The organism is Sphaerisporangium album (assembly GCF_003323745.1).
GTDB lineage: Bacteria > Actinomycetota > Actinomycetes > Streptosporangiales > Streptosporangiaceae > Sphaerisporangium > Sphaerisporangium album.
The window spans coordinates 244,114-267,876 of the sequence record NZ_QOIL01000013.1 but is presented as its reverse complement, the minus strand read 5'-3'; the positions used below and the strand labels follow the sequence as shown (position 1 = coordinate 267,876).

Below are 23,763 nucleotides of genomic sequence, written 5' to 3'. Positions count from 1 at the left end.
GCGTCGCCCGGTACGTCAGGTCACAGTGAAGCGGATGGGTCCCGCCAGAACCGTGTAGCCGTCGTTGTGGAGGTAGTACGCCGCGTACGCGCCCGGGCCGGGGAGTTTGTCGGTCGGCATCACGAGCGTGCCGTCCGCGCCGGGGGTGTAGCGCCAGTCGATGGACGCGCCGTCCTTGGGGGCCATGGTGGCCGGGTAGAGGCCGATCCAGTTCTTCGCGCTGACCGTGGCGGGCAGCGTGGAGTAGGTGAAGGTCAGGCTCGTGCCCTTGGGGACCGACGTCGCGCCCAGGGTGAGCTTGCCGTCGGGAGCCGCCGCCGCGGCGGGCAGCGCGGAGGTGAGCGGGGCGTCGTCCGGTTGCAGGTTGTAGTAGGCCGCCAGGCGGCCCACGATCGTGTCGGCGTACGGGGCCAGCCGGGCGAAGTTGCCCACCAGCGCGGCCCTGGCCGCCTTGTTGAGCGCGGCGAAGTCCTTCGTCGCGCCGGTCAGGTGCGGCTGGAGCTTGGTGATGAGCGCGTAGTCGCTGGCGATGCCGAGCGAGCCCATCGCCTGGGCCAGCGACGGTGTGCTCACACCGGTGTCCAGCACCCGGCTGACGAACGTGACCCGGTGCATGATCCGCCAGCACGGCGGCTTGGTCTCGGTCTGCTGGGCCCGCTTGAGCGCCAGCGCGTTCGGGTCGGTGCCCCGGTCCAGCCACTCGGGGTCGATCACCTTGCCGTAGAAGTCCTCGAAGTTGTCGGTGGTGGTGTCCAGGTAGAGCGTCATGAACCGGTAGGCGTCGACCCGGCCGGGCACCAGGATCGGCTTGCCCTCGGCATCGAACTGCGGCTTGTCACTGACGAACTTCTGCAGCTCGGCGCCGGGCCCGCAGCTCACATCGAGGCTGAACGTGCGGGTGGCCTGTTTGGACTTCTTGCGGGTGACGCTGTACCCGGCGCTTACGGACGCCTCCACGCCGAACTTGTTGCCGAAGTCCATGATTTCGAAGCTGATGGCGTAGTTGCCGCCGAAGGAGGACTTGAAGGAGAACGCCCCCGAGGTGGTCTCGGTGACCTGGTCGGTCGTGGCCGTCGTCTCGGCGAAGAACCCCCCAGCGGCGGTCCACACGTACGTGTTGACGATGTTGCGGCGCGAGGCCGACCTGGTGGCCGCGCGTTTGGCCTCGGGGTCGCCGCCGGAACCGGCCTCGGTGGTGGCGTCGGTGCCGCCCGTCATCCCGTTCAGCACCTTGGCCGCCTGGCCGTGGGTGGGGTCCCAGGTGTGGGTTTGGATGGATACCGAGTCGTAGAAACCCTGTAACTGCTGCTGCTCGCGCTGGATGCGCTTCTTGATCCGGTATGCCTCGGCGGGGCGGTAGTAGCTGTACTCGCCGCTCACCCCGTCGGCGGCGTTGGGGAAGTGCGGGTCGGGGAACGGACGCAGGCCGGGGACCTGGCCGTACTCGTGGAAGCCGACGATCCCGTCCAGGGTGCCCTGCTTGGTATAGCGGGGGTTGATCGGGAACGGGATCAGGTTCCAGTCGCGGGGGATGTCGGGGCTGGGCAGCATCCGGTAGGCGACGACGGCGCCGGTGTGCGTCAAGCGCAATGCGTACATGTCGGCGGTCTCGGACTGCACGACGGCGAAGCCGGTGTTGGCGGGCACCCAGCGGCGTCCGACGGTGGGGTTGACATGCTTGGTGCCGTCGGCGTCCTCCCAGCCGCCGGCGAGGGTGACCTTGCTGGCGCGGGTGGTGTTGGCGCCCTGGGACACCTCCGTGGTGTTGCTCCAGCTGTTGGAGAAGTCGAGGGACAGGTAGAAGCCCCACTCCTGCTTGACCGCGCTTATCGGCTTGGCGGTGCCGGCGCCCAGCGGCGCGGCGACGGCCCAGACCTCGTCGCCGAGCGCCTGGTCGAAGGAGATCTTCATCGCGGTGTCGACGCTGACGTCCCGCTGCGACGACATGGTGTTGACGACGTTGTCGGCCTGCACGAAGGAGACCGACGAGGCGCCCGCGTAGTCCTTCTTCTCGTCGATCATGTTCTCCGACGGGACCGGCGGCGCGCCCTCGATGTAGCCGATGAGCTGGGGGTCGAACTGCACCTGGCCGACCCAGGTGGTGGCCAGTTCGCCGACCTTGAAGCCGGTGCTCAGCGCCCACGACTTGTCGTCCTGGAGGTAGCCGTAGGCCCGCTTGAGCACTCCGATGATCGAGTCGTCCGGGAGCCGCTGCACGTCGCCGTACTCGGTGGCGGCCGGGGTGGTCGCGATCGTGCCGTGGAAGGAGGTCTTGATGCCGGTCAGCGCCGAGCGGACCCGGGCGGCGTCGGTGGAGATCGGCGCCGTGGACAGCACGATCTTCGGACCGGGCGCCGACTGAGTCAGGTGCTGGCCACTCAGCCCGGAGTCTTTGACCAGCGCCCCGGCCACCGTGTCGTCGGCCTCGAACGGGTAGTAGGCGAGCAGGTGCTGCCGGTCGCCCTTGATGCGGCCGAACATGTTGTCCAGGATCTGCTCCTGCGTTCGGACGGTCCGCCAGACCCGGATCTCGTCCAGGTCGCCGGTGAACCCCTCGCCCACCACCGAGCGTGGCGCGGCGGACCGGCCGACGGCCGGCTGCGTCATCGGCACCGTCGCCACGGGACTGCCGTTGCGGTACAGGGTGAACCTGTTGCCCGCCGGGTCGGGGGTGCGCACCCGCGTCACGGCGCGCAGCGTGGCGGGATAGGAGCCGCACATGTCCTGCGTGGTGGAGCCCTTGGACTCCGGGAACCTCCACCAGGCGACCAGCCCCTGCGCCTTGGGACTGATGGGCACGCCGATCTGGTCGGCGTCCCTGGCCACGTTCCAGATCCGTACCTCCGACAGGATGCCCTTCAGGCCGGACACGGTCTTGCCCTCGACCATGCGGCCCAGCTCGGCGGGCGCGTCGTTGCCCACGGGCTTGGCGCCCTTGTAGCGCTGCGCCCCGGCGTCGGCGCCGTCGACGTAGAAGCGGATCTCCACCCCCGTCTCGATGCCCGTCGGGTTCTTGCGCACGACGGCGACCTTGTGGAACCTGCCGGTCGTCAGGGCCGTGGTGGATTTGTGCACGACGGGCGCGGCCGTACCGGATCCGGCCTCGAAGGCGAAGGCGAGGCGGTTGTCGTTGTCGACGTACAGGCAGTAGGGCACGGCCGTCTGACCGCCGTCGCCGAGCACGCCCTTGCCGACGAGCCCGTGCCGGCCGCTGGACTCGATCTGCACGAACGCCTCGATGGTCAGGTTCTCCACGATGTCCAGGCCGCCGGGGCCGCCGGCGTCCAGGTAGCCGGCGCCGTCCATCCGCATCGCCCAGTCCTGGGTGAACGCGACGGCCAGGTGGGCCCATTCCCCCGGCGGGAACTGGTCGACGCTGCGCACGCTCTGCTCGTTGACGGTCGCGTCGATCTGGTAGGCGAAGGAGCCGTCGCCCTTCATGAGCTGCGTCAGGCTCAGCGCGTACCGGGTGGGGCCGGCGTCGGTGGCCAGGATCAGGTCTCCGTTGTTGACCACGGTCGGCCTGATCCACGCCTCCAGCGTCAGGTCGCCGGAGGCGGCCAGGGCCGCGATGTTGGCGGTGTTCGCCAGGTGCAGACGGTTCTTGGCGTCGCGGTCGAAGGAGAACGCCCGGCCGGGGGCGTCGCCGTGCCAGCGCGGGCCGAGCGGCTGGCTGACGTCGGCGGCGGTCCCGGCGGGGACCGGCCCGGTGGCGCTCTGGGCGTGCGCGCTGACGATCAGCGAACCGGAGGCCACCGACACGCCGGGGGCGCTGCAGGTGGCCTTGGTGTAGTCGTAGGCGGGGGTGCGCACCTTGGCGCCCGTACCAGCGGTCAGGCCGCCGCTGGTCAGCGTGATCTGCGCCGAACCGGCCGGGGCCACCTCGGCCGTACGGTTGTCGGCGCCGACCGTCACGGCCGAGCCGGCGGTCAGCGCGGTCGCCAGCGGCTCTATCAGCGTCACCACCTTGTCCTGGATCGACAGCACCGTGCCCAGCTCGGCTCCGTTGGCGGTGCCGTTCAGCACCGAGGCCAGCCGGTCGGCCCGGTCGGGCACCGAGGGGAACGTCTCCTTGGTCGTGCCGCGGCTAATCTCGACCGTGCACAGGTCCGTCCCGGTGGCGGTCACCTTGACCGCGAAGTCGGCCGAGCGCAGGGCCATGTCGCGGGCCGACAGCCGCAACGTGCCGTCGGCGACGGTGAACTGCTTGACGGCAGGGGCGATCGTGGCGGCGTAGTAGGCGGCGAAATACTGGCCGGCGCCGCCGCGGAAGTACAGCACCACCTCGCCGGTCGAGCTGTCCAGCAGCGCGGGGGCGTTGGCCGTCCAGGCGAAGGACAGCAGCGCGCCGAGTGTGGTGAGCCCGGCACGGTCGGTGTGCAGCGTGGGCATCGGCAGCACCGCCTCGGCCGCGCCCGCCTGCGCGCCGGTCAGCGTGGCCAGGGTGTTGAGCGCGGTGTCCAGGGCCGCCTTGTCGGCGCCGAGCCGGCCGGAGGCCTCCAGCTGCTGCAGGTACTTCTGCACTAGCGGCACCGCCTCGGCCATGATCTCGGCCTCCCGCTGCCGCCCCGCGTTCCTGGCCGGGCCGGCGATGTTCCGGTTGAGGTTGTACATGCTGACGATGCCGCCGCTGTGCAACTCCTCCTCGAGCTGCTTCAGCCGGGCCACGGTGCTCGGCATCCAGTCGGTGAGCTGCTGGTCGGTATAGAGCTTGCCGCGCGCCGCGGTCACCGCGTCCTCCGCCTGACGGAGTCGCTCGGTGTCCTTGGTCGGGTCGGGTGTGCCGATCCAGGCCAGGTCGACGACGCCGGGCAGCCTGGCCAGCCGGCCGTCCTTGGAGACGGCGAAGTCCAGGGTGGCGACGTAGGAGCGGTCGGCCGGTTCGCTCTTGGGCGGCGGCCCGGAGGTGGCGAAGGCCAGCAGCACGCGCGCCTGCCTGCGCTCGGGCACCGGCGCTTGGCCGTAGCCCGTCACCGAGGACTGCTGCTGGTAGTACAGCGTCGCGGTCAGGCCGGCGACAGCCTTTCGGCCGGTGACTGTGAACGACTGGCGGGTGATGCCGGGGCCGTCGTAGACGGGGGCGTCGGAGTCGGCCCACACGGGGCCGGGGTCGAAGCGGCCGGAGAACTTGTTGGCGCTCCGGTCGCGGACTTCCACGCCGGCGCCCTCGTCGAGGGGGAAGTAGGCGTACAGGCCGCTCTCGCCGCCCGACAGGCGCTGGCCCCGGGTGGTGAAGTCGGTGCGCGCGATCGTCCAGATCCGCACCTCGTCGATCTGGCCGGTGAACACGTCGGCGGAGGTCTGACCAGGGCCGCGCCCACCGACCACGATCCGGGCGCTGACGTCGACCTTCTCGGACGTGGTGAGCGTGCCCGCCGCCGCGCCGTTCAGATACAGCCGCAGCGCCGCTCCGTCGAAGACGGCCGCCACGTGCGCCCAGACACCCATCGGCGCCACCGTCGTCGAGGTCAGGGTCTGCGTGCCGTGGCCGAACCGCAGTTTGCCGTCGGCCTGGAGGCTCACGTGCACAGGGCTGTCCATGCTGGTGCGCTGGGTGCGCCCGATGATCAGCCCGGTCCCGGTGGCGGCGGCGGGCTTGATCCAGGCCTCCAGCGTGTACGGCCCCGCCGGCGCGGCCGTGACGTCCACGCCCGCGATCACCGCGGCGCCGGTGCCGTCGAAGCGCAGCGCCGTTCCGGCCCGGTCTTGCGGCGGCTTGACCGGAACCAGCAGCTTGCGGGTGTGCGAGTCGATCCCAGGGGACCGTTCCAGCACCGAGGCGGCGTACTTGGGGTCGGGGCTGGTCCACAGTTGGGTTCCGGCGGGGTTGAACAGCCCGTCGGGGGTCTGCTCCAGGTTGTGGCCGTGCACGGTGCCGGACGCGTCGGCGGTGAAGACCTGCCAGCGGGTGTGCCCGGTGACGGCCGTGGGCAGCGTCAGCGCGGTGAACAGGCCGCCGGTGAGCCGTCCGGCGAACGACAGTTTCATGGTCGGCTCGTAGAACAGCCGGCCCTCCATGTCCCGGGTGCCCAGCGTGTCACCGCCGGAGGCGGGCAGGATCCGGCTGCGGCTGCGCTGGTAGCGCACGTCCACCACCGGCTTCAGCTCGGCGCCCACCAGGACGAAGCGGTCGCACAGCAGCGCGGCGTCGGCCTTGGCCGCCTTGCCTCCGGTGGCGTCGCCGGTCAGCCGCCCGGTGGTCGTCTCGTAGACCGAGCCGGCCGCGCCCGCCGCCACCGACTGGCGGAACACCAGCAGGTAGCGGCCGTCGGAAACCACCTGGATGGGGAACTCGGAGGTCAGCCGGGCGGTCGTGGACAGGAACGGGTCCTCCTCGCCGGGCAGCAGCTTCTCCGAGGGCGGCACCTCTGCCGAGCCCAGCTTCTTGACGATCGGCATGACCGCCACCTGGGGCGTCTCGGCGCCCACGTCGACGATCTCGGTGGGGAACACCAGCACGGCCGGGTCGGCGTTCCAGTAGGCCGCGTCGAGTGCGCCGCGCGCCCGGTCGGCCTGGTCCAGGCTGAGCACGCTGTAGTAGACGCGCCGGTCGGCGCCGAGGGCGAAGCCGACCACGGTGCCGTTGTGCCGGACCATTGTAGTGGAGATGTACTCGCGGTCCTTGTAGACCTTGATCAGAGTCTTATCGTACACGAAATGAACTCCTTGCCGATTACGTCCGACTCACCGGCCGGAAATGGTGAGGCCGTATTGAATTCAGGCAAACACGTATCACGCAAGTAAGAAATTCGATTCGCGACGCATCACACCGGTCCCCCTGATCACCCTCCCATCTGGGCGACAAACCTTTCCGTTGATCGCCTCGCGTGGGTGGACCGAAATCGCGTCGAGCGACTTGCCGCGATTCCCGTCGGAGCCGCCGATCCGACGCGAACCATCTACCAAATCATCACAGGACGCGGAAGATGACAATGAGGTGATCTCAGCGAATTGCAGGTAGCCAGTTGTGCTCAAAATGAGTCAGGACAAGGGCTGCTCGGGCGATGTCCCGCTGCGATTAGAGCTTCGAGCTTCAACAAGGCCGGCGCCGCCGGACGCGCCGCTGTGGACGCTGCTGTACGAGTCCGCCGCCCGCGCCGAGGAGGTACTGCTGCTGAACGTGCCAGCCTGGACACCGCAAACCGGCGGGCGCAGAGCTGGGGGCCGGCGATGACCGGGCCGGACTACGCGGCGGCCCAGTAGCGGCCCCACGCAAGGTGCTGGACCCCACTGGCCCTTCAGTAGCAGGCGCTGAAACAACGCTTAGCTGCGTCGGCGCTGGTAGAGAGGTAGGTACTCGCGGATCTTGCGGCGCATGTGCGGCCGCTGGTCGCCGAGCGAGATGCCCAGCGTCGGGAACTGCTTGGCGATCTCCAGCGCGGTGAGAGGGCCCGGCGCTGTAGCTGTGTGACCAGGCGTTTGCGAGGGTGAAATCGAGATCCGGTCGGTGGTGCTCGAGCCCGCCGAGTACGCCGTGCTGAGTCCGGAACGCGAGGACTACCCGCGGACGCAGATCGCGCACCGATTAGGTTTCCGCGCCGCGCCCGTCTGTACGTGTGAGATCGACTCACGAGAGGCTGGCACGATGCGGAAACTGACCTTCGCCATGAACATGAGCCTGGACGGCTACATCGCCGCGCCCGGCGACGACCTCGGCTGGAGCGTGCCGAGCGACGAGCTGTTCCAGTGGTGGTCCGACCGGGTGGACGCGACGGGCCTGGCGCTGTACGGGCGCAAGCTGTGGGAGGCGATGAGCTCCCACTGGCCGACCGCCGACAAGCAGCCGGGTGCCACACCGGCGGCGATCGAGTTCGCCGGCCGCTGGCGGGACATGCCGAAGGTGGTGTTCTCCTCTACGACCAGCACGGTCGACTGGAACACCCGTCTGGTCACCGGCGACGCGGTCACCGAGATCACCAGGCTCAAGGCCGACGACGGCGGCCCCATGGACATCAGCGGTGCCACACTCGCCGCAGCGGCCATGCGGGCCGGGCTGATCGACGAGTACGTGATCGTCACCCATCCGGTCCTGGTGGGCGGCGGCACGCCGTTCTTCACAGCCCTGGACAACTGGGTGAACCTGAGCCTGGCGTAGACCCGGACGTTTCCCGACGGCGTGTTGCTGACCAGGTACGAGACGAGGCGATGAGTACGGGCCAAATGCTCGGCTCGTAAGGCCAGGTCGAAATCCTTCCTTGCCTGCTCACCGTGACCCTCGGCGATGAGGGAACCTTTCCCCGGCCCTTCCTTGCGTTCCGAGTGAGCTGTTGACCGACTCGCTGAAGATGAGGACGACGGTGACGCCGGCCCGTGCGCTGGACTCGTCGATGATGGGGACTTGTCTGATCACAGCGTCGCGGGCAGGCTCAGCCATGGTTTGTCGGTGGCGTCGAATCCGGTGAGCTCGGCGATCTTCCCGTCGACGATGTGCAAGACCGCGATGTTCAACAAACGGTATTCCGGGTCGTCGGGGGTGCGGAGGTACAGCACGGCGGCAGGCATGCGGTTGACCGTCGTGGCGATGCAGCGCCAGTCGTCGTAGCCGCGCTGGAAGAGCCCACCGGAGACCCAGCCGTCCACCGCGTCCTTGGCCGTGACGATCAAGGTGCCCGGCTCGGGCAGCATCGCGAAGCGCAGGTCGTCGCGCAGCAGGGCCATCAGCCCGTTGAGGTCGTTGCGCTCATGGGCGTCCATATACGACTTCACCACGCCGCGCTCGTCATCCGACAGCTCGTGCGTGGCAGGGCTCCGCCAGTCGAGGCGGCGGCCGGGCAGCTGCTCGCGCATCGTCACGCGCGCCCGCTGCAGTGCGCTGGTCACCGATGCGACGGTCAGCTCGAGGGCTTTGGCGGCCTTCGACGCCGGCCAGCCGAGGACGTCGCGCAAGATGAACACCGCCCGCTGCCGCGACGGCAGGTGCTGGACGGCGACGATGAACGCCAGCTCGATCGTCTCCCGCGCCACCACCGATTCCTGCGGGTCCTCCGGGAGCATCCGGTCCGGGTAGGGCTGCAGGTAGCGCACTTCCGAGCCCGCGCCCGGCAGCTCGGCAGGCACGGGTGTGCGGTCGTTGCGCTTCTCCAGGAAGTCGAGGCAGGCGTTCGTCGCGATCCGGTACAGCCAGGTCCGCAGCGCGGCGTGGCCCTTGAACGACTCCCGCTTGTTCCACGCCCGCAGAAACGTCTCCTGCGTCATGTCCTGGGCGTCCTCGTAGTTCGCGAGCATCCGGTAGCAGTGCACCTGCAGCTCACGCCGGTAGCGCTCCGTGATGAGCCCGAACTGTGCTGCGTCATTTGAGCGGGCCGCCGCGATGAACGCGGCCTCGTCGTCGCCCAGCTGTCTGGCGTCGGTCATGGTCGTCAATCCTTCCGCGGGTGGCGAGGGGCTACCAGAACTGACGACGTGGCGGAGGATTTCTGAGCGGTGAAGCCGCTGACACCGGGCCGTTCGTCAGGCCGGATGGGTCGGGTCGATCCAGGGGACGTGTTCGGGTCGGGCACACCCTCGCCCCCGGCGGCCGGCTCGTCTTCCATGTCTTCGCCGCCCTGGCGGAGTTCATCCGCGAACTCATCGTCATCGGGACCAACGAGGCCCTGACTGCGGCCCGCGCCCGCGGCCGGGGCGGCGGGCGCCCCACGGTGGCCACCGAGGAAGTCATCCGCGCTGCCCGCGACTTGCTTCCTGACCCCGGCCACTCCATCACCTCGATCGCCAAGCTGCTGGGCGTCTCCCCCGGGCACCCTCTACAACTACATCCCGGACCTGAAGGAACTGCGCGCCGGCACCGTTCCCCGCCAGCTCGAAGCCCCTACGGCGTAGACCCCAGCAAGATCAATCCCACCGGGATTTCCTGTACCTCAAACTACTCACGCCCGTTCACGGCGCGCACGAGCGCCTGCACGACCTCGCCGCCGACATCGCCGGTGGGCCCGGTGACGAGGATCATCCCAGCGTCCTGCCGAAATGCGCCGCGGCGGTGTCGACGGCGACGGTGACCTGGGGTTCGGTGTCATAGAAGTCGAACTGGGTGCCCTGCGTCCAGTAGATGTCCTTGGGGCCGGCCAGCCCGGCGTGGAAGCGTTGGGCGCCCTCCGGAATGGCGGCGTCCTCGCTGTGCACGATCATCGTGGGCTGGTTGATCTGCGGAGCCAGGGCGATGGAGTCGTAGGTGAGCCAGCCGGGCCAGGCCATGACGGCGAAATGGTTGGGCCAGGCGGGGATACCGCCGCGGGCGGGGTTGAGGTAGAAGTCGATGTCGAACGGCATGGCCGCACGCGGGTCGGTGGCGGAGACGACCGGCACATAGTCGATCTCGCCGGTCTCGTCATACCGCGACCGGGCCTCCCGGCCGATCTTGATCTTCTCGGCGACCTCGTCGGCACCGCCGTAGGCCGCCTCGCAGATCGTGGCGTCGTGCAGCCACGGGGCGACCAGGGCGAGCGCCTTGACGCGGGGGTCGTGGGCGGTGTTGCCGGCCATGTACATCGCCGCCGCGCAGATGCCCAGCGCGCCCAGCCGGTCACCGTCCACCGCCGGGTGACCGGCCAGGAAGGTCAGCGCATGGTGGATGTCGCGCACCTTCTGCGCCGGCGACTCCACTTCCCTTGGCTCGCCCTCGGACTCGCCGAAGCCGGTGAAGTCGAAGGACAGGGCCGCATAGCCGCGTTCGGCCAGGCGCTGGGCGTAGCGGTCGGCCATCAACTCCTTGACGCTGGTCCAGGTGCCCGTGACCACGACGCCCGGAGCCTGCTCCACTCCCTCGGGCAGGTAAAGGTTTCCGGTGAGGGTCACGCCGTCGGCGTCGAAGGTGATCTTGCTCATGCATACTCCAGGGTTGCCTTGGTGATCAAACCGTCGGCGATCTCGAAGCTGTGCCGGCCGCCGAACTCGTCTCGCTGCGCGGCGCCGCCGGCGCCGTACAGGCCGCCGCCAGCAGGAGGGCGAGCCCGGCGGTCGCGGCCCTGATCACGGTCATGACAGGCGCCTGCGGATCCACCAGAACGACGACCACGCGAGGCCCACAGTGAGCAGGGCGTAGATCCCGGTCTCGATCCACTGGAAGATCCAGAAGTGCTCAAGGGGCTGGTAGGTCACCTGCTGCCGGTAGCGAGACGGTTGACCTCGCCCAGGCAGCCGTCCCCGGCGCCCGCCGCCGCACTCCCCGGTGCGCAGGGCCCCGACGTCGAGGAGACGTTGATGACGGCTCCGGTGCCGCCGTCGCCGCCGGAGATCACCTGTCCGGATGGGGCGAGCAGTTCGTTGGCCAGGACCCAGGAACCCGGGTGGCCGGGAACGGCCTCCCTCAGGAACAGCCGCGGGGATTCGCCTCCCTCCCGGGGGATGCTGAGGCTCTCAATGTTCGCCATGCCGAGCTCGAAGGTCGCGGTCACCGGGGCCACCAGATGGGGACGGACCAGCGTCGGCAAAGCCAGCTGGATCGCGGCGAAGACGGCCAGCGTGAGGGCCATGGCGGGCAGCGTGCGGCGCACCACCATGCCCATGCTGGGCCGCTACTCCTTCGCCCTGCCCGACCTGCCCGGAGGAATACGGCCGCTGGATGAGCCAGGCGACACCTACCCGGGCGAGGGAATCGGTAACTGAGACGGTCACCATCTGCGGCCTGGCCTTCGGCGGTACCGGCCCGGTGCTCACCGGCTGACAGCGTCCGGGCCGGTCTGCATCAGCGATCTATCCTTAGGGCGACGTTGTGCCATAGCTGAGGTGCTAGCCGCACGATCAGCGCGACGGTTATAGCGGTGAGCAGCCCGCCGACGCAGATCGTCACCTGGGGGCCATATACCGCCGCCGCGGTCCCGTGCAGCAGGTTGGCGATCTGTGGGCCCCCGATGAGGACGATGGTGAGTGATCCCTGAATCCGGCCGCGCATGGCGTCGTCGGTATACGCCTGTGAGATGGCGTTGCGGAAGGTACTGAGCACGAAGTTCACCGCGCCGCCGAGCATGAGCGCCGCCAACGCGAGCCACAGTTGCGGAGTCAACCCGAGGACCACGACGGTGCCTCCCCAGGCGACGGCAGCCGATGCCATCAGAGCACCGTGACGGCGTGCGCGCGTGAACGTCCCCGACATCAGCCCGGCGGCTAAGACACCGGCCGGGTAGGCGGCGTAAAGCAGACCCAGCTCCAAGCCTCCTCCCGCGGGCCCGCCGTAGGTGCGTTGCGCCAGTTCCGGAAGAAGCGCTATCGGCATCCCGAAGACCATCGCGGCGAGGTCGACCGCCAGCACGGCTACGAGCACCCGGCTGGTGAGCAGGTAGCGAAACCCGGCGAGTACCTTTCCCGGCGTGGACTGACGCCGGTCACGCCGTGCCGCCGCAGCATCCGATGGTGTTTCCGAGAGCCTGGCCGGCGATCCGTCATGTGGCGCCGGGTGAGGGCTGGGCACGATTGGCGGCAACTTGACGACCGCCCACACGACGGCCAGCAACGCGATGGCGTCGAACAGGTAGAGCGTGCCGAGCCCGACCACCGGAATCAGTACACCTGCCAGTAACGGACCCGTGATCGTCCCGGTGTACCGGGCAAGGGAACTGAGGCTGTTCGCCGCTGGCAGCAGTTCGGCGGGGACGAGGCGGGGCACCGCAGCACCCATCGTTACCATGATCGATCCGAAGGTCAGCCCCTGGCACGCCACCAAAACCAGCAGGACGGCGATAGAGCGGCCCCCCAGTGCCGCCTGAGCCCACAGCGCCACATAGGTCAGCGCAAGGCCACAGTGAGCGGCCAGCAGCAGCCACCGCCGGTCCACAATGTCGGCGAGGGCTCCGGCCCACAGCGACGCGACGACCAAGGCACCGAATGACACCACGGCCGCGGCACCGACGGTCGCAGACGAGCCAGTCAGCGTGAATAGCTGCGTCGGCACCGTGACCACGCTGAACGAGCCACCGATGGCGCAGGCAGCCGAGGCGACCCACAACCGCCGGTAGGCGGGGATCGCCAAGGGGCGCCGGTCGAGCGTGTACGCGCCGAAAGAACGCACAACCGATGCGCTCACCTTCCACCGCCGTTACAGCGGTGGGCTCGGCCGGCCGGATAAGACCCCGTCACAGTGTCACCACATCAGCCACCACGCAGGCGACGTTGTCCGGTGCGCCCGCGGCGTACGCCAGCCTGATCAGCTCATCGAGGACCTGCTCAGGAGTCCCCGTACCGCTCAATACGCCGCGCAGGGACGCTGCCGAAACAACAGCGGACAGCCCGTCGGAGCACAACAGGTAGCGGTCACCGGCTGCGGCCGTGTGCAGTGACAGGTCCGGCTGGAACCCGCCCCTGCCCGTGAGCGCACGGACCAGCAGCGAGCGCTGCGGATGCGAGATGGCCTCCTCCGGACTGAGGCGGCCTTCGTCGAGCAGCGACTGCACGTAGGTGTGGTCGTGGGTGATCTGGAAGATCTCGCCGTCGCGCAGCAGATATGCCCGCGTGTCACCGATGTGTACCAGCGCCAGCTGGGAGCCCGACCATAGCATCGCGGTCAGCGTCGTGACCGCCTCACCTGATGGTGTCGACTCGGCGATGCCCTGAATCGCCCGGTCGGCCTGAGTGATCGCATCGGCAAGCGCACCAAGAAGATCGCCGGCAGGTAGGGTCTTCGTCTCCAACGGTTTGAGCGCGTCGATGGCCGCCGTGCTTGCGAGATTCCCCGCTGGCCCGCGCACTCCGTCGGCCACCGCCAGCAGCCGAGTGCCGGCGTAGGCGATGTCCTCGTTGCTCGTGCGAACCAGCCCCGACTCCGACCGGGCCGCGTAACGGATTCCGATCATGGTTTCTGTGTCTTCCACGGCGCTACCCCTTCCTGACAGGTAATCGACGAGGAAGGTGGCCAGCTGTTCGCGTACGGCGATGTCGGCCACAACCTGGGCCCAGTAGTCGGCGACCTGCTCGGCCGCCGCCTTCGGCTCCAGGTCGCATACTTGGCGGATTCGGGCCAGCGGCATGCCCAACCGTCGCAACCACGCGATCAACCGGGCCCGCTCAAGCTGCGCTGGATCGTAGAAGCGGTACCCCGACTCTCCGTCCACCGCAGCCGGCCGGAGCAACCCGAGCTCGTCGTACAGCCGTAACGCCTTTGGCGACAATCGCGCAGCCCGAGCGAACGCCCCGATCGTCAACAGCCCCACGCCTAACCCTCCTCGCGCCGGCCGGGACGACCGGCACCACGATGCTGTGCCTTCACCCAAGGGCAAGGTCCACACCTCACCGTCGGCCGAGCCACGAACGAAGCAATGTGTCACCGGTCCCAAACGCCACCATGTTGACCACTGGTCATAGCGAGCGAGCCGCGCGTCGGTCCCTCAGGCCTTACGTGCAGCAGGATCACGTCCGGCCTGCCAACGCGCGAGTGCTTCGCTCGAAACCCGGGCGTAGCGGGCCAGCGAGGCGACCGAGGTGTACCCGGAGTAGGCCAGCAGGGTGGAGGTGTTGGCGCCGTCCTCGGCCGCGTGGGTCAGCGCCGAATGCCGCAGTTGGTGCAGCGTCCAGCCGCCGGTGGCGGCCTCGAACAGCTCGGCCGCACGCCGATACGACAGCCGCGCCTTCCCGCTGCCCGCCTCGATGTCAGCCGGCGGCAACTCCACCCGGGCACGCCGGTTGGTGGTGAACACCGGCCCCGTCCGGCGCCCGTCCAGCAGACGGGGCAGCAGCCGGGCGGTGCCGGTGCGCCACACGATGACGTCGACCGCGCCACCCTTACGCCGCACCTTGGCCCGCCGGTTGCGCAGATCCAGCTCATCGACATCCAGGCCCAAAACTTCCGAGGCCCGCGCCGCGGACTCATACAGCAGTCGCCACAAGGTCCGCTCACGCAGCGCGATCCCCTCCCTGCCAAGCAGCTCAGCTACCTCGGCGCGATCCAGGGACCGGGTACGGTCGACTTCGACCGGGCGGCGCTTGAGCCGGCGCAATGGGTCCTCGGTGATCCAGCCCTGATCCCGCCACCAGCCACAGGCCGAAGCAAGCGCGTTGAGCCGGGCGTTGACCGTGGCGGCCGAGCGCGATCCCCAACGTTCGATGAACCAGGCGGCAATCCGGTCAGCCGCCGCCTCTCCCTCCACCGCGGTCACCGACGTGTAGGGGCCGAATTTCTCGGCCAGGGCGCGCAGCGCCGCAGCGTAGGCCCTGGCGGTGTTGGGGTTGGACACCCCGGTCAGAAAACCCTCGATCGCGTCCTTGAGCGCCGGTGCCTGCAGATCGGCCCCGATCCTATGGACCACTCCCATGACCGCCTCCGCGCACTATCGCAGATAACCATGGAGACTGCCCCCGCCAGGCGGAGGTGTTTCTCCAGGACGGCACCGACGGTATCGCAGATAATCGTTAAGTATCTGCGGCTAGCCCGCTCTCCAAGGGGTCCGGCGAGGAGCTGTACAGCGCTGACCTGCTCTGAGAGGGCTTAGCGCACGATCCGGTTCCGATGTTCCTCAGACCCCGTATCGCCCCGCCCCCCGGCGGCCATGGGCCAGGCTCAGGCCCGGCAACCGGCCCGGCATGTCAAGACGGCACTGCCGACCCACCGCCGCCGCAAAACCGGTTGAGCCTTCCTTCCGCGTTCCCGTAGGTTGCCTGCGGCCCCGTCGCAGTGAGGACAGAGGACAAACCGCGTGACCCCGCCTGCTCTTTAGACCTGACACCTGCTTCCGCTCACCTTCAAGCCGACCCTCCCGTCGGCTCTGCCGGGCTGCCTGTGTGCGCCCGGTCATACAGCGTTTGAGGCCGCGCGCAATCGGCCTCGTGTCAGGTCCAGAGAGATCATGTCTTCACAACCTCATACTGTGCTGCCCTGGGTCGTTCGACGGACCAGGCTGCCTCTGCTGTCGTTGCGGTGCGTGGACTGCCGGTCGGAGTCGGCCAGCACCGGCGAGGGCAGGTTCCGCGTCAACGCCAACGGCAAGCTACTGGACGTGTGGCTGCTGGTCCGCTGCGTGTCCTGCGATCGGACGACCAAGCTCACCGTGCACGAGCGAGCACCGGTCGGATCCTTCGATCCAGCCGAGCTCGACGGCTACCACGCCGGCGATCCGGAGCTGGTGGCGTCCAGGCTGTTGGATCCGCTGCTCGCCCGGCGCAACCGCTTCACCCTGGACTGGAATGGGGCCTGGCGGCTGGACACCCCGTCGGCATGGCCCGACGAGGCGTGGCCGGTCCAGGTGGAGGTCGTCTTCAAGGACCCGGTGCCGGTACGCCCGGATCGGCTCATCGCGCAGGGGCTCGGGCTCAGCAGGAACGAGGTGCTGCGCCGGATCAAGTGCGACATTCCGCTGCGCCGTCCGACGAGCGCCGGGTTCACCTTTACCGTGATGGCCGGGGACTAGCGGGCATGTAGCCGCGCGCGCGGTCTCATCAAGCAGCGGATGAGGAGGGTCCGCGTCAGCGCGGGGTGAGGACGCAGAACTCGTTGCCCTCCGGGTCGACGAGGCACGTCCACGGGACGTCGCCCTGGCCGAGGTCGATGTCGCTGGCGCCCAGAGCCCTCAGCCGGGCCACCTCCGCCGCCTGATCGTCACCAGGGTAAGGCCGGAGGTCGAGATGGACGCGGTTCTTCACGGCCTTGACGTCGGGCGTTCGGAGGAACTCCAGATACGGGCCAGCGCCCTTGGCGGAGCGCAGCACCGCGTGATCGTCGGTCACCTCGTGCACGGTCCAGTCCATCGCCTCACCCCAGAACCGGGCCATGGCCCGCGGATCGGCGCAGTCGGCCACCACCGCGGCCATCGGCCCGGTGTCCTGGTAGATCGATCGAGGCTCCAGCACGCAGAACTCGTTGCCCTCCGGGTCGGCGAGGACCGTCCACGACACGTCGCCCTGGCCGACGTCGGCGGGCGTCGCACCGAGAGCCTGGAGGCGCGCGATCAGGTCCGCCTGATGGGCCGCTGAGGTGGTGGCGAGGTCGACGTGCACGCGGTTCTTCACCGTCTTGGGTTCCGGGACGGCGATGATGTCGATGCAGACGGCGATGGGGTCGGGATAGGCGAAGCCCTCGGGTTCGAGGTTGGTCACGCCCGGTTCCTCGCTGGAAATGGTCCAGCCGAGCGCCTCCGCCCAGAACCGGCCGAGTGCGGAGTCATCCCGAGCATTCATCGCAATCTGAACAAGCCGCGTCGCCATGCCGCCGATCTTATGCCCCGCGCGGATGAGGAACCGCGAGGAACCGCACGCCTTCGGCTCAACCGGCGGTACCGGGCAGGTCGGGGACTTCGCCGAACTGCCGAAGGCCTTGGGCGGGCGCGGAGGCGGTGCTGGCGTAGCGGCACAGGAAGTTGATGTGGGCCTGGCCGGGTGGACCGAGGCGGGCGACGTCCTCGTCTCGGCCGGGACGCCCTGGGCGCGGAGCTGGTCGACGGCCGCTGACAGGTAGCGGGTGTTCCACAGCGCGACAGCGTTGACGACCAGGCCGAGCGCGTGCCGCGCAGGCGATGGATCGGCCGATCTCGAGGGTTCGTGCGGCTTCGGTCACGGAGACGCCGTTGTTGACGAGCCGGCGCAGAGTGGCGAGTCCGGCGGTGCCGATAACGGTGGGGCGGGGCGGACGAGGCCGCTGTCGTAGGCGAAGACCACCACCTGGGCGCGATCGCGCAGCCCGAGCTTGACCAGCACGCGGCTCAGATGCGTCTTGACCGTCGCCTCGGCCAGATGCAACGCCGCGGCGACCTCGGCGTTGGACAGCCCGCGCGCCACCTGCATCAGCACCTCGTGCTCGCGCGCGGTCAGCTGCCCCAGCCGCTCGTCCCGCTCGTCCGGCCCCGCTGTCATCTGCGGCGCGAACCTCTCCAGCACGCGGCGGGTGACGCGCGGCGACAGCGCCGCCTCTCCCGCCGCGACGTTGCGGATCGCGCTCAGCAGCTCCTGTGGCCGCGTGTTCTTCGGCAGGAACCCGGCCGCTCCGGCCTTCAGCCCGGCGAAGGCGTACTCGTCCAGATCGAAGGTCGTCAGGATGAGCACGCGCGAGCGCGGGCTGTCGCGTACGATCCGGCGGGTGGCCTCGATGCCGTCCAGGCCGGGCATGCGCACGTCCATCAGCACCACGTCCGGACGCAGGTGCCGCGCCAGCCGGGCCGCCTGCTCGCCGTCGTCCGCTTCGCCGGCCACCTCCATGTCCGGCTCGGCCTCGAAGACCATGCGGAAGGCCATCCGCAGCAGCGACTCGTCGTCGGCGATCAGCAGCCGGATCATCGTGGCGCTCCCAGGTCCAGCACGGCCAGCACCCGCCATCCGCCGCCCGTCAGCGGCCCGGCGTCCAGGGTCCCGCCGTATGCGGCCACCCGTTCCCGCATGCCCGCGATCCCGCGTCCATCGCCCCGGGGCCCAGAGCGGGGCCCGGCCACCCGGGTCTCCGCGTCGAGGGGCCAAGGGTCGCCAGGCACAGCCGGGTCGCGAACATCGGTGACCTCCACCTCGGCACGGCGCGACGATACTTCGACCCGTACATCGGCGCGGGCCCTGGGCGCGTGCCGCAGTGTGTTCGTCAGCGCCTCCTGAACCAGCCGGTAGATCGTCAGCTGGGCGGCGGCGGGAACGGCCTCGGTGTCACCGGCCACGCGGACACACGTCGCCAGCCCGGCCGCGCGCATCCGCTGGGCCAGGGGGCCGAGCTCGGCGATCCCCGGCGCGGGCTGAAGCATCTCGTCGCGGCCCTCCTCGTCCGAGGTGGCGCGGCCGCGGCCGGTGCTCAGGGAGCGGCGCATGTCCTGCAGGGCCTGGCGTCCTGTCGCCGCGATGTGCTCCATCGCCGCGGCGGCCCGGTCAGGCGCGCTATGGCGGACGTAGGTGGCGCTGTCGGCGAGCGCCACCATGACCGACAGGTTGTGGGTGACGATGTCGTGCATGTCGCGGGTCATCCGCGCGCGTTCCTGGGCGACGGCGAGCCGTGCCCGGTGCTCGCGGTCGCGTTCCAGGGAGGTCACGTACGCCCCCTGCGTCCGCGTCCACAGGCCGGTCATGAGGGCGGCGGCCGCCATCGCGCTCAGCGCGGCCGCGGTGAAGGGGAACTGGCCGGGCGGCGCCCAGCGGGCGGCGGCCAGCAGCACCCCGGCCTGTAGCGCGAGCGCCGCCGACAGGGCGTGGCGCCACGGGCGGCGCGCGGCGACCGTGTACAGGGCCGCCAGGAGGGCGGCGTCGGCGGGAAGCTGCACGTCCAGCGCCCACTGGACGGCGGCGGCGAGGCCGATCGCGCCCAGGACCGTCATCGGGGCGCGCCGTCTCCAGGCCAGCGGCGCCACCAGCGCCGTCTGCAGCGCGAGCAGCCATGGAGGGCCGGACAGCACCTGGCCGGGTCCGAGCGTGGCCAGGAACAGCGCGGCGGCCAGCAGCGCGTCGGCGGGCACGGTCGACCATCGGCCGAGCGCGGTGAGGCGAGCCGCCAGACGGTCGGCTGGTTTCATGCGCTTCACCCTAGTAGTGCTGCGGGTTCGCTCCTGCTCGTCCTCGGGGACGACCGCCATCCGAAAGTCGCATGCGCGCGTGCGACCTCCGCCGCTGGCCCGTGGGCGTGCCGGGCTGCCAGCCTCGTCGAACATCCTTTCCGTTCGAGGAGCTTTCGCATGTCCTTCGTCACGAGAAATACGGATCTGGCCATGGGTGCCAGGGCCGCCGGTTCGTTCGCTGTCTTCAAGAGCCCCGCGCCCGCCGTCTCGAAAGCCGCGGGCAAGGTCGCGGGGCTGGCCGTGCTGGTGCTGGCGGTCTCCCTGCCCGCGGCCGGCGCCGAGGCCGGGAGCCCGATCAGCGTGAGCCTGCCCGCGCCCGGCGGCCCGTTTCCGGTCGGGACCGTGGCCATGCGGCTGGTCGACCGCTCGCGGCCCGATCCGCTGGTGACGGCCAAGCCGTACCGGGAACTGATGATCAGCCTGTGGTACCCGGCGACGGGGGGCGGGCCGCTCGCGCCGCACATGGCGCCGCTGGCCGCCGCCGACTGGGATCGGCACTCGGCGCCGCCCCTGGGCATCGCCAAGGGCGCCGTCGCCTGGGCCGCCACGCGCACCCATGCCCGCGTGGGCGCGCCGGTCGAGCCGCGTGCGGGCAAGCTGCCGGTGGTGCTGTTCGGTTCGGGGGACGGCGGGCCGCGCACGCTGGGCACCACCCTGGTCGAGGACCTGGCCTCGCGCGGCTACCTGGTCGTCACCGTCGACCACACCTACGAGGCCGACCAGGTGGAGTTCCCCGGCCGACGCCTGGTGCGCGCCCTGCCCCTGCCCGCGAAGTTGACGCCGAAGGTCATCGCCAAACTGCTGGCCGAGCACGCACGGGCGCGCCTGGCGGACATGCGCCACGTCCTCGACCAGGTCACCGCCCTGGCCCACGGCCGCCCGATCGGCGGCAAGCTGCCCGAAGGGATGCTCGGCGCGCCCGACGCCTCGCGGGTGGGGGCGCTGGGACAGTCGCTGGGCGGGTCGGTCGCCGCGCAACTGACCCGCGACGACGCCCGCGTGGACGCCGGCGTCAACCTCGACGGCGCCTATGTCGGCCCGGTGGCCACACGCGGTGTGACCAGGCCGTTCCTGCAACTGGCGGCCGAGACCCACACGCGTGACAGCGAGCCGAGCTGGAAGTCGTTCTGGCGGGCCTCGACCGGATGGAAGCGGGAACTGCGCTTCAAGGGCGCGGCCCACGGCTCGTTCACAGACCTGCAGCCGCTGCTGCCGCAGATCGCGGCCAAGCTCCCCACGGTGCCGCTCGCGGACTACGTGGGCACGATCGATCCCGGCCGTTCGGTGGCGGCCCAGCGCGCCTATGTCGGGGCCTTCTTCGACCTGCACCTGCGAGGCAAGCCGACCCACCTGTTCGAGGGCCCCAACACTCGCTTCCCCGAGGTCTCCCTCATCCCCTTTCGTGGCCATGCATTACAGCCGCCTCCGGTCGCGTGATCGTCACGGCGGCGTGGTGGGCGGCGGTGACCGAGCAGACCGGCGCGGCCAAGGAACAGGTGGGCTGGAGTCGGTGGAAGGAGCCGGTCCTCGACGATGACGACGCGGCGGAGAGGGTCGGCCAGGGTGAGCGAGCGGCTTGGCCGCCCTGGCAGGGGCTCACCCCCTCCCTGACCCGCCACGGCGAACACCTCGGCGAGATCGGCGATGGTGTGGCGGTGAATGCCTGGCGCCCGTCGCTCAACTGCGCAGTTGCGCGTTGAGCCGCGCGGCCTGTCGCGTGAGGTGGTCGCGTTCGGGGAGGCTGGGCGCTGATCGGGCGGCTTCGGCGTAGAGCCGTGCCGCAGTCACCGGGTCACCGTCACGCTGGTGCAGGTACGCCGCGGCGGCGGTGTGGCGGGGCAGGGCGGGGTCGAGTTCCGCCAGGGCGGCCAGGCCGGCCCGCGGGCCGTCGGCCTCGCCGACCGCGACGGCCCGGTTGAGGCGGGCCACCGGGTTGTCGGTGAGGCGCACCAGTTCGTCGTACCACTCGACGATCTGCACCCAGTCGGTCTCCTCGGCCGTGCGGGCGTCGGCGTGCAGCGCGGCGATGGCGGCTTGGGCCTGGAACTCGCCCAGGCGGTCGCGGGCGAGGGCAGCCTGGAGCACGTCGACGCCCTCGGCGATCAGGCGGGTGTTCCACAGGCCGCGGTCCTGCTCGGCGAGGGGCACGAGCCGGCCGTCGGGGCCGGTCCGTGCCGGGCGCCGGGCGTGGTGCAGCAGCATGAGCGCGAGCAGGCCCGCGACCTCCTCGTGCTTGGTCTTGGCCGCCAGTTGGCGAGTGAGCCGGATCGCCTCGGCGGCGAGGTCGACGTCGCCGGAGTAGCCCTCGTTGAAGACCAGGTAGAGCACGCGCAGCACGGTGGCGACGTCTCCGGGCTCGTTGAACCGGACGCCCGAGACGGTCCGCTTGGCCCTGCTGATCCGCTGGGCCATGGTCGCCTCCGGCACGAGGTAGGCCCGCGCGATCTGTCGCGTGGTCAGGCCGCCGACCGCGCGCAGCGTGAGCGCGACGGCCGAGGCCGGTGTCAGGGACGGGTGCGCGCACAGGAAGTACAGCCGGAGCGTGTCGTCCACCGCCTCACCCGGGCCGGGCACGGGCTCGGTCTCGACGCGTACCTCGCGGTGCCGTCGGGAGGTATCGGCGCGGGCGGCGTCGAGGAACTTACGCCAGGCCACGGTGACCAGCCAGCCCTTGGGGTCCCGCGGCGGGCCCTCCGGCCACACACGCACGGCCTCGACCAGGGCGTCCTGCACGGCGTCCTCGGCCGCCGCGAAGTCGGCTCCGCGACGGACGAGGACACCGATCACCGCGGGCACCAGCTCCCGCAGCAGCGACTCGTTCACTCGGTCACCGTGGGCGGCTCGGCCAGGAAGGGGCGCACCTCGAGCCACTCGTGGATCGGCTTCCCACCCGCACCCGGAGCCGCGGACAGTTCACCGGCCAGCTCGAGCGCCCGCTCGTAGGTCTCGACGTCGATCACCATCCAGCCGGCGATCAGGTCCTTGGTCTCCGCGAACGGGCCGTCGGTGACCGGCGGCCGCCCCTCGCCGTCGTAGCGGACGAACGTGCCCTCCGGGGAGAGCGCCTGGGTGTCGACGAACTCGCCGGTGCCCTCGAGGCGAGCGGCGAAGTCACGCATGTACTGCACGTGGGCCGAGAGCTCCTCCGGCGTCCACTGCTCCATCGGCACGTCGTTGACCGATGCCGGCGCGCCCCGGTAGTGCTTGAGCAGCAGGTACTTGGCCATCGTGTTTCTCCTTGGTGTGGTGTGGGCCCATTGTGGCCGTGTTCACTCCGGGGACGGAGCCGCGCGCGGGTTCTCGACATCCCTTCGCGGCATTTCCCGGCGGACTTCACAGACTCCGCGTACCGCGGTGGGGTCGAGGTGTGGGCGGATCCACCCCATGCGAGCGACCTCCCGCCGCTCAGCCGCGCTGACGCCCCTCCCGCTGCCGGACCAGCTCCTCAGCCGAGCTCCTCGGCCAGTGCGACGACGATGCCCTCGGGGCCGCGGACGTAGCAGAGCCGGTAGCTGTCCTCGTACTGCGCCAGCTCGCCGAGGAGTTCGGCGCCGTGGGCGCGCAGGCGGGCGACGACGTCGTCGATGTCGTCGACGGCGAACATGACACGATGCAGGCCCAGCGTGTTGGGCGGCGGGTTCTGCGGCTCGGCGCTGACCACCGCAGGGGTGTGGTACTTCGCCAGCTCCAGCTTGCTGTGGCCGTCCGGGGTCCGCATCATCGCGATGTCGCTCCGGACGCCGTCGAGTCCGACGGTGCGGTCCGCCCAAAGGCCTTCGATCTGCGCCTTGCCTTCCAGCTCCATGCCGAGTTCTACGAAGAACGCAATCGCGGCCTCAAGGTCGTCGACGACGATGCCGACGTTGTCCATCCGCTGAATCGTCATGGTGGATCTCCTTCTTCGTCGCGCGGCCCGTGGTGGCCACTGGTGTGCCTAGGACGGAGCCGGCGCCACATTCTCGACACCCGGAAACGAGCTGAGTCAGAGCGGCCCGGCCGGGCCCGTCGCCGGCTCGCTGCGCTCGTTCATGACTGGCTTCTAGCTGTTCGCTCCCGACTGTGCTGCCACGCACAAGGCGCCGGCGCCCACCGCTGTGTGACAGCCATGACCGGTGGCGTACGTCACATGACCGGTCTGTCACAAAGTTCGGGTCGCCGGCGCCTCATGTCCGTCGAAACGCCGCGCGGACGATCCGCGCGGCACACGACCGACAACCGCAACAAGGTGTTGCGCCATGGAATCGCCACTGCAGAAAGAACGGAAAGACATCATGAGCAAGGTTCGGTTCGTCACCGGTTCGTCGCGTGGCCTCCGCCGCAGCATGGC

19 protein-coding genes are annotated in these 23,763 nt (G+C 70.0%); 5 read left to right on the top strand and 14 right to left on the bottom strand.

Annotated features, from left to right (window positions below; translation table 11 throughout):
• Positions 1-15 precede the first annotated feature (15 nt).
• Complete coding sequence (locus DQ384_RS23615; protein WP_114031047.1) at positions 16-6,654, bottom strand: LamG-like jellyroll fold domain-containing protein; 6,639 nt, start codon at positions 6,652-6,654, stop codon at positions 16-18.
• A 931-nt stretch (positions 6,655-7,585) separates the two neighbouring features.
• On the opposite strand from DQ384_RS23615, the gene DQ384_RS23610 reads away from it, so the two are divergent.
• Entirely contained in the window at positions 7,586-8,095 is a 510-nt protein-coding gene (locus DQ384_RS23610) for a dihydrofolate reductase family protein (RefSeq protein WP_114031076.1), read from the top strand.
• Positions 8,096-8,346: 251 nt separating this feature from the next.
• Here the strand turns inward: DQ384_RS23610 and DQ384_RS23605 are convergent, their stop codons facing one another.
• The 4 genes from DQ384_RS23605 to DQ384_RS23590 all read right to left on the bottom strand — a co-directional run bounded on the left by DQ384_RS23605 (position 8,347) and on the right by DQ384_RS23590 (position 11,468).
• The gene (locus DQ384_RS23605) at positions 8,347-9,354 is read right to left on the bottom strand and encodes an RNA polymerase subunit sigma-70 (protein ID WP_114031046.1); all 1,008 of its coding nucleotides are present in this window, start codon (positions 9,352-9,354) and stop codon (positions 8,347-8,349) included.
• A 588-nt stretch (positions 9,355-9,942) separates the two neighbouring features.
• Positions 9,943-10,821, bottom strand: a complete 879-nt coding sequence (locus tag DQ384_RS23595) for an alpha/beta hydrolase (protein ID WP_114031045.1) — start codon at positions 10,819-10,821, stop codon at positions 9,943-9,945.
• Positions 10,822-10,971: 150 nt separating this feature from the next.
• Complete coding sequence (locus tag DQ384_RS43705) at positions 10,972-11,094, bottom strand: hypothetical protein (protein ID WP_281274091.1); 123 nt, start codon at positions 11,092-11,094, stop codon at positions 10,972-10,974.
• Positions 11,091-11,468: a hypothetical protein gene (locus DQ384_RS23590; protein WP_147268875.1), complete on the bottom strand. Its 378-nt coding sequence runs from the start codon at positions 11,466-11,468 to the stop codon at positions 11,091-11,093. Before DQ384_RS23590 ends, DQ384_RS43705 begins: the two co-directional genes overlap by 4 nt.
• Here DQ384_RS23590 and DQ384_RS43700 point away from each other — a divergent pair.
• Positions 11,467-11,601 carry a hypothetical protein gene (locus DQ384_RS43700; RefSeq protein WP_281274090.1) on the top strand — a complete coding sequence of 45 codons (135 nt, stop codon included), beginning with the start codon at positions 11,467-11,469 and terminating at the stop codon, positions 11,599-11,601. The genes DQ384_RS23590 and DQ384_RS43700 overlap by 2 nt on opposite strands.
• A gap of 79 nt (positions 11,602-11,680) precedes the next feature.
• On the opposite strand, the gene DQ384_RS23585 is transcribed toward DQ384_RS43700, so the two are convergent.
• The 3 genes from DQ384_RS23585 to DQ384_RS23575 all read right to left on the bottom strand — a co-directional run bounded on the left by DQ384_RS23585 (position 11,681) and on the right by DQ384_RS23575 (position 15,236).
• Positions 11,681-13,015, bottom strand: coding sequence for an MFS transporter (locus tag DQ384_RS23585; RefSeq protein WP_114031043.1), 1,335 nt, complete (start codon positions 13,013-13,015; stop codon positions 11,681-11,683).
• A 49-nt stretch (positions 13,016-13,064) separates the two neighbouring features.
• Entirely contained in the window at positions 13,065-14,138 is a 1,074-nt protein-coding gene (locus DQ384_RS23580) for a MerR family transcriptional regulator (RefSeq protein WP_114031042.1), read from the bottom strand.
• 174 nt (positions 14,139-14,312) lie between these two features.
• Complete coding sequence (locus DQ384_RS23575) at positions 14,313-15,236, bottom strand: tyrosine-type recombinase/integrase (RefSeq protein ID WP_114031041.1); 924 nt, start codon at positions 15,234-15,236, stop codon at positions 14,313-14,315.
• A 552-nt stretch (positions 15,237-15,788) separates the two neighbouring features.
• Between DQ384_RS23575 and DQ384_RS23570 the strand changes: the two genes are divergently transcribed.
• Positions 15,789-16,328, top strand: coding sequence for a DUF1062 domain-containing protein (locus DQ384_RS23570; RefSeq protein ID WP_245966714.1), 540 nt, complete (start codon positions 15,789-15,791; stop codon positions 16,326-16,328).
• 55 nt (positions 16,329-16,383) lie between these two features.
• Here DQ384_RS23570 and DQ384_RS23565 read toward each other — a convergent pair whose 3' ends face one another.
• The 3 genes from DQ384_RS23565 to DQ384_RS23550 form a co-directional block, all read right to left on the bottom strand.
• Entirely contained in the window at positions 16,384-17,094 is a 711-nt protein-coding gene (locus tag DQ384_RS23565) for a VOC family protein (RefSeq protein WP_220183085.1), read from the bottom strand.
• 372 nt (positions 17,095-17,466) lie between these two features.
• A complete protein-coding gene (locus DQ384_RS23555; protein ID WP_114031038.1) occupies positions 17,467-18,186 on the bottom strand; it encodes a response regulator transcription factor in 720 nt (239 codons plus the stop codon).
• Complete coding sequence (locus DQ384_RS23550) at positions 18,183-19,394, bottom strand: sensor histidine kinase (RefSeq protein WP_245966713.1); 1,212 nt, start codon at positions 19,392-19,394, stop codon at positions 18,183-18,185. The genes DQ384_RS23555 and DQ384_RS23550 overlap by 4 nt, the downstream gene beginning before the upstream one ends.
• Before the next feature lie 159 nt (positions 19,395-19,553).
• On the opposite strand from DQ384_RS23550, the gene DQ384_RS23545 reads away from it, so the two are divergent.
• Both DQ384_RS23545 and DQ384_RS23540 read left to right on the top strand, forming a co-directional pair.
• A complete protein-coding gene (locus DQ384_RS23545) occupies positions 19,554-20,873 on the top strand; it encodes an alpha/beta hydrolase family protein (RefSeq protein WP_245966712.1) in 1,320 nt (439 codons plus the stop codon).
• A gap of 26 nt (positions 20,874-20,899) precedes the next feature.
• Positions 20,900-21,136 (top strand): hypothetical protein, encoded by a 237-nt coding sequence (locus tag DQ384_RS23540; protein WP_147268874.1) that lies wholly within the window; start codon positions 20,900-20,902, stop codon positions 21,134-21,136.
• Here the strand turns inward: DQ384_RS23540 and DQ384_RS23535 are convergent.
• The 3 genes from DQ384_RS23535 to DQ384_RS23525 all read right to left on the bottom strand — a co-directional run bounded on the left by DQ384_RS23535 (position 21,114) and on the right by DQ384_RS23525 (position 23,307).
• The gene (locus tag DQ384_RS23535; RefSeq protein ID WP_114031035.1) at positions 21,114-22,259 is read right to left on the bottom strand and encodes an RNA polymerase sigma factor; all 1,146 of its coding nucleotides are present in this window, start codon (positions 22,257-22,259) and stop codon (positions 21,114-21,116) included. The genes DQ384_RS23540 and DQ384_RS23535 overlap by 23 nt on opposite strands.
• Positions 22,256-22,663, bottom strand: a complete 408-nt coding sequence (locus DQ384_RS23530) for a YciI family protein (RefSeq protein WP_114031034.1) — start codon at positions 22,661-22,663, stop codon at positions 22,256-22,258. The genes DQ384_RS23535 and DQ384_RS23530 overlap by 4 nt, the downstream gene beginning before the upstream one ends.
• Before the next feature lie 218 nt (positions 22,664-22,881).
• The gene (locus tag DQ384_RS23525) at positions 22,882-23,307 is read right to left on the bottom strand and encodes a VOC family protein (protein WP_220183096.1); all 426 of its coding nucleotides are present in this window, start codon (positions 23,305-23,307) and stop codon (positions 22,882-22,884) included.
• Positions 23,308-23,763 lie beyond the last annotated feature (456 nt).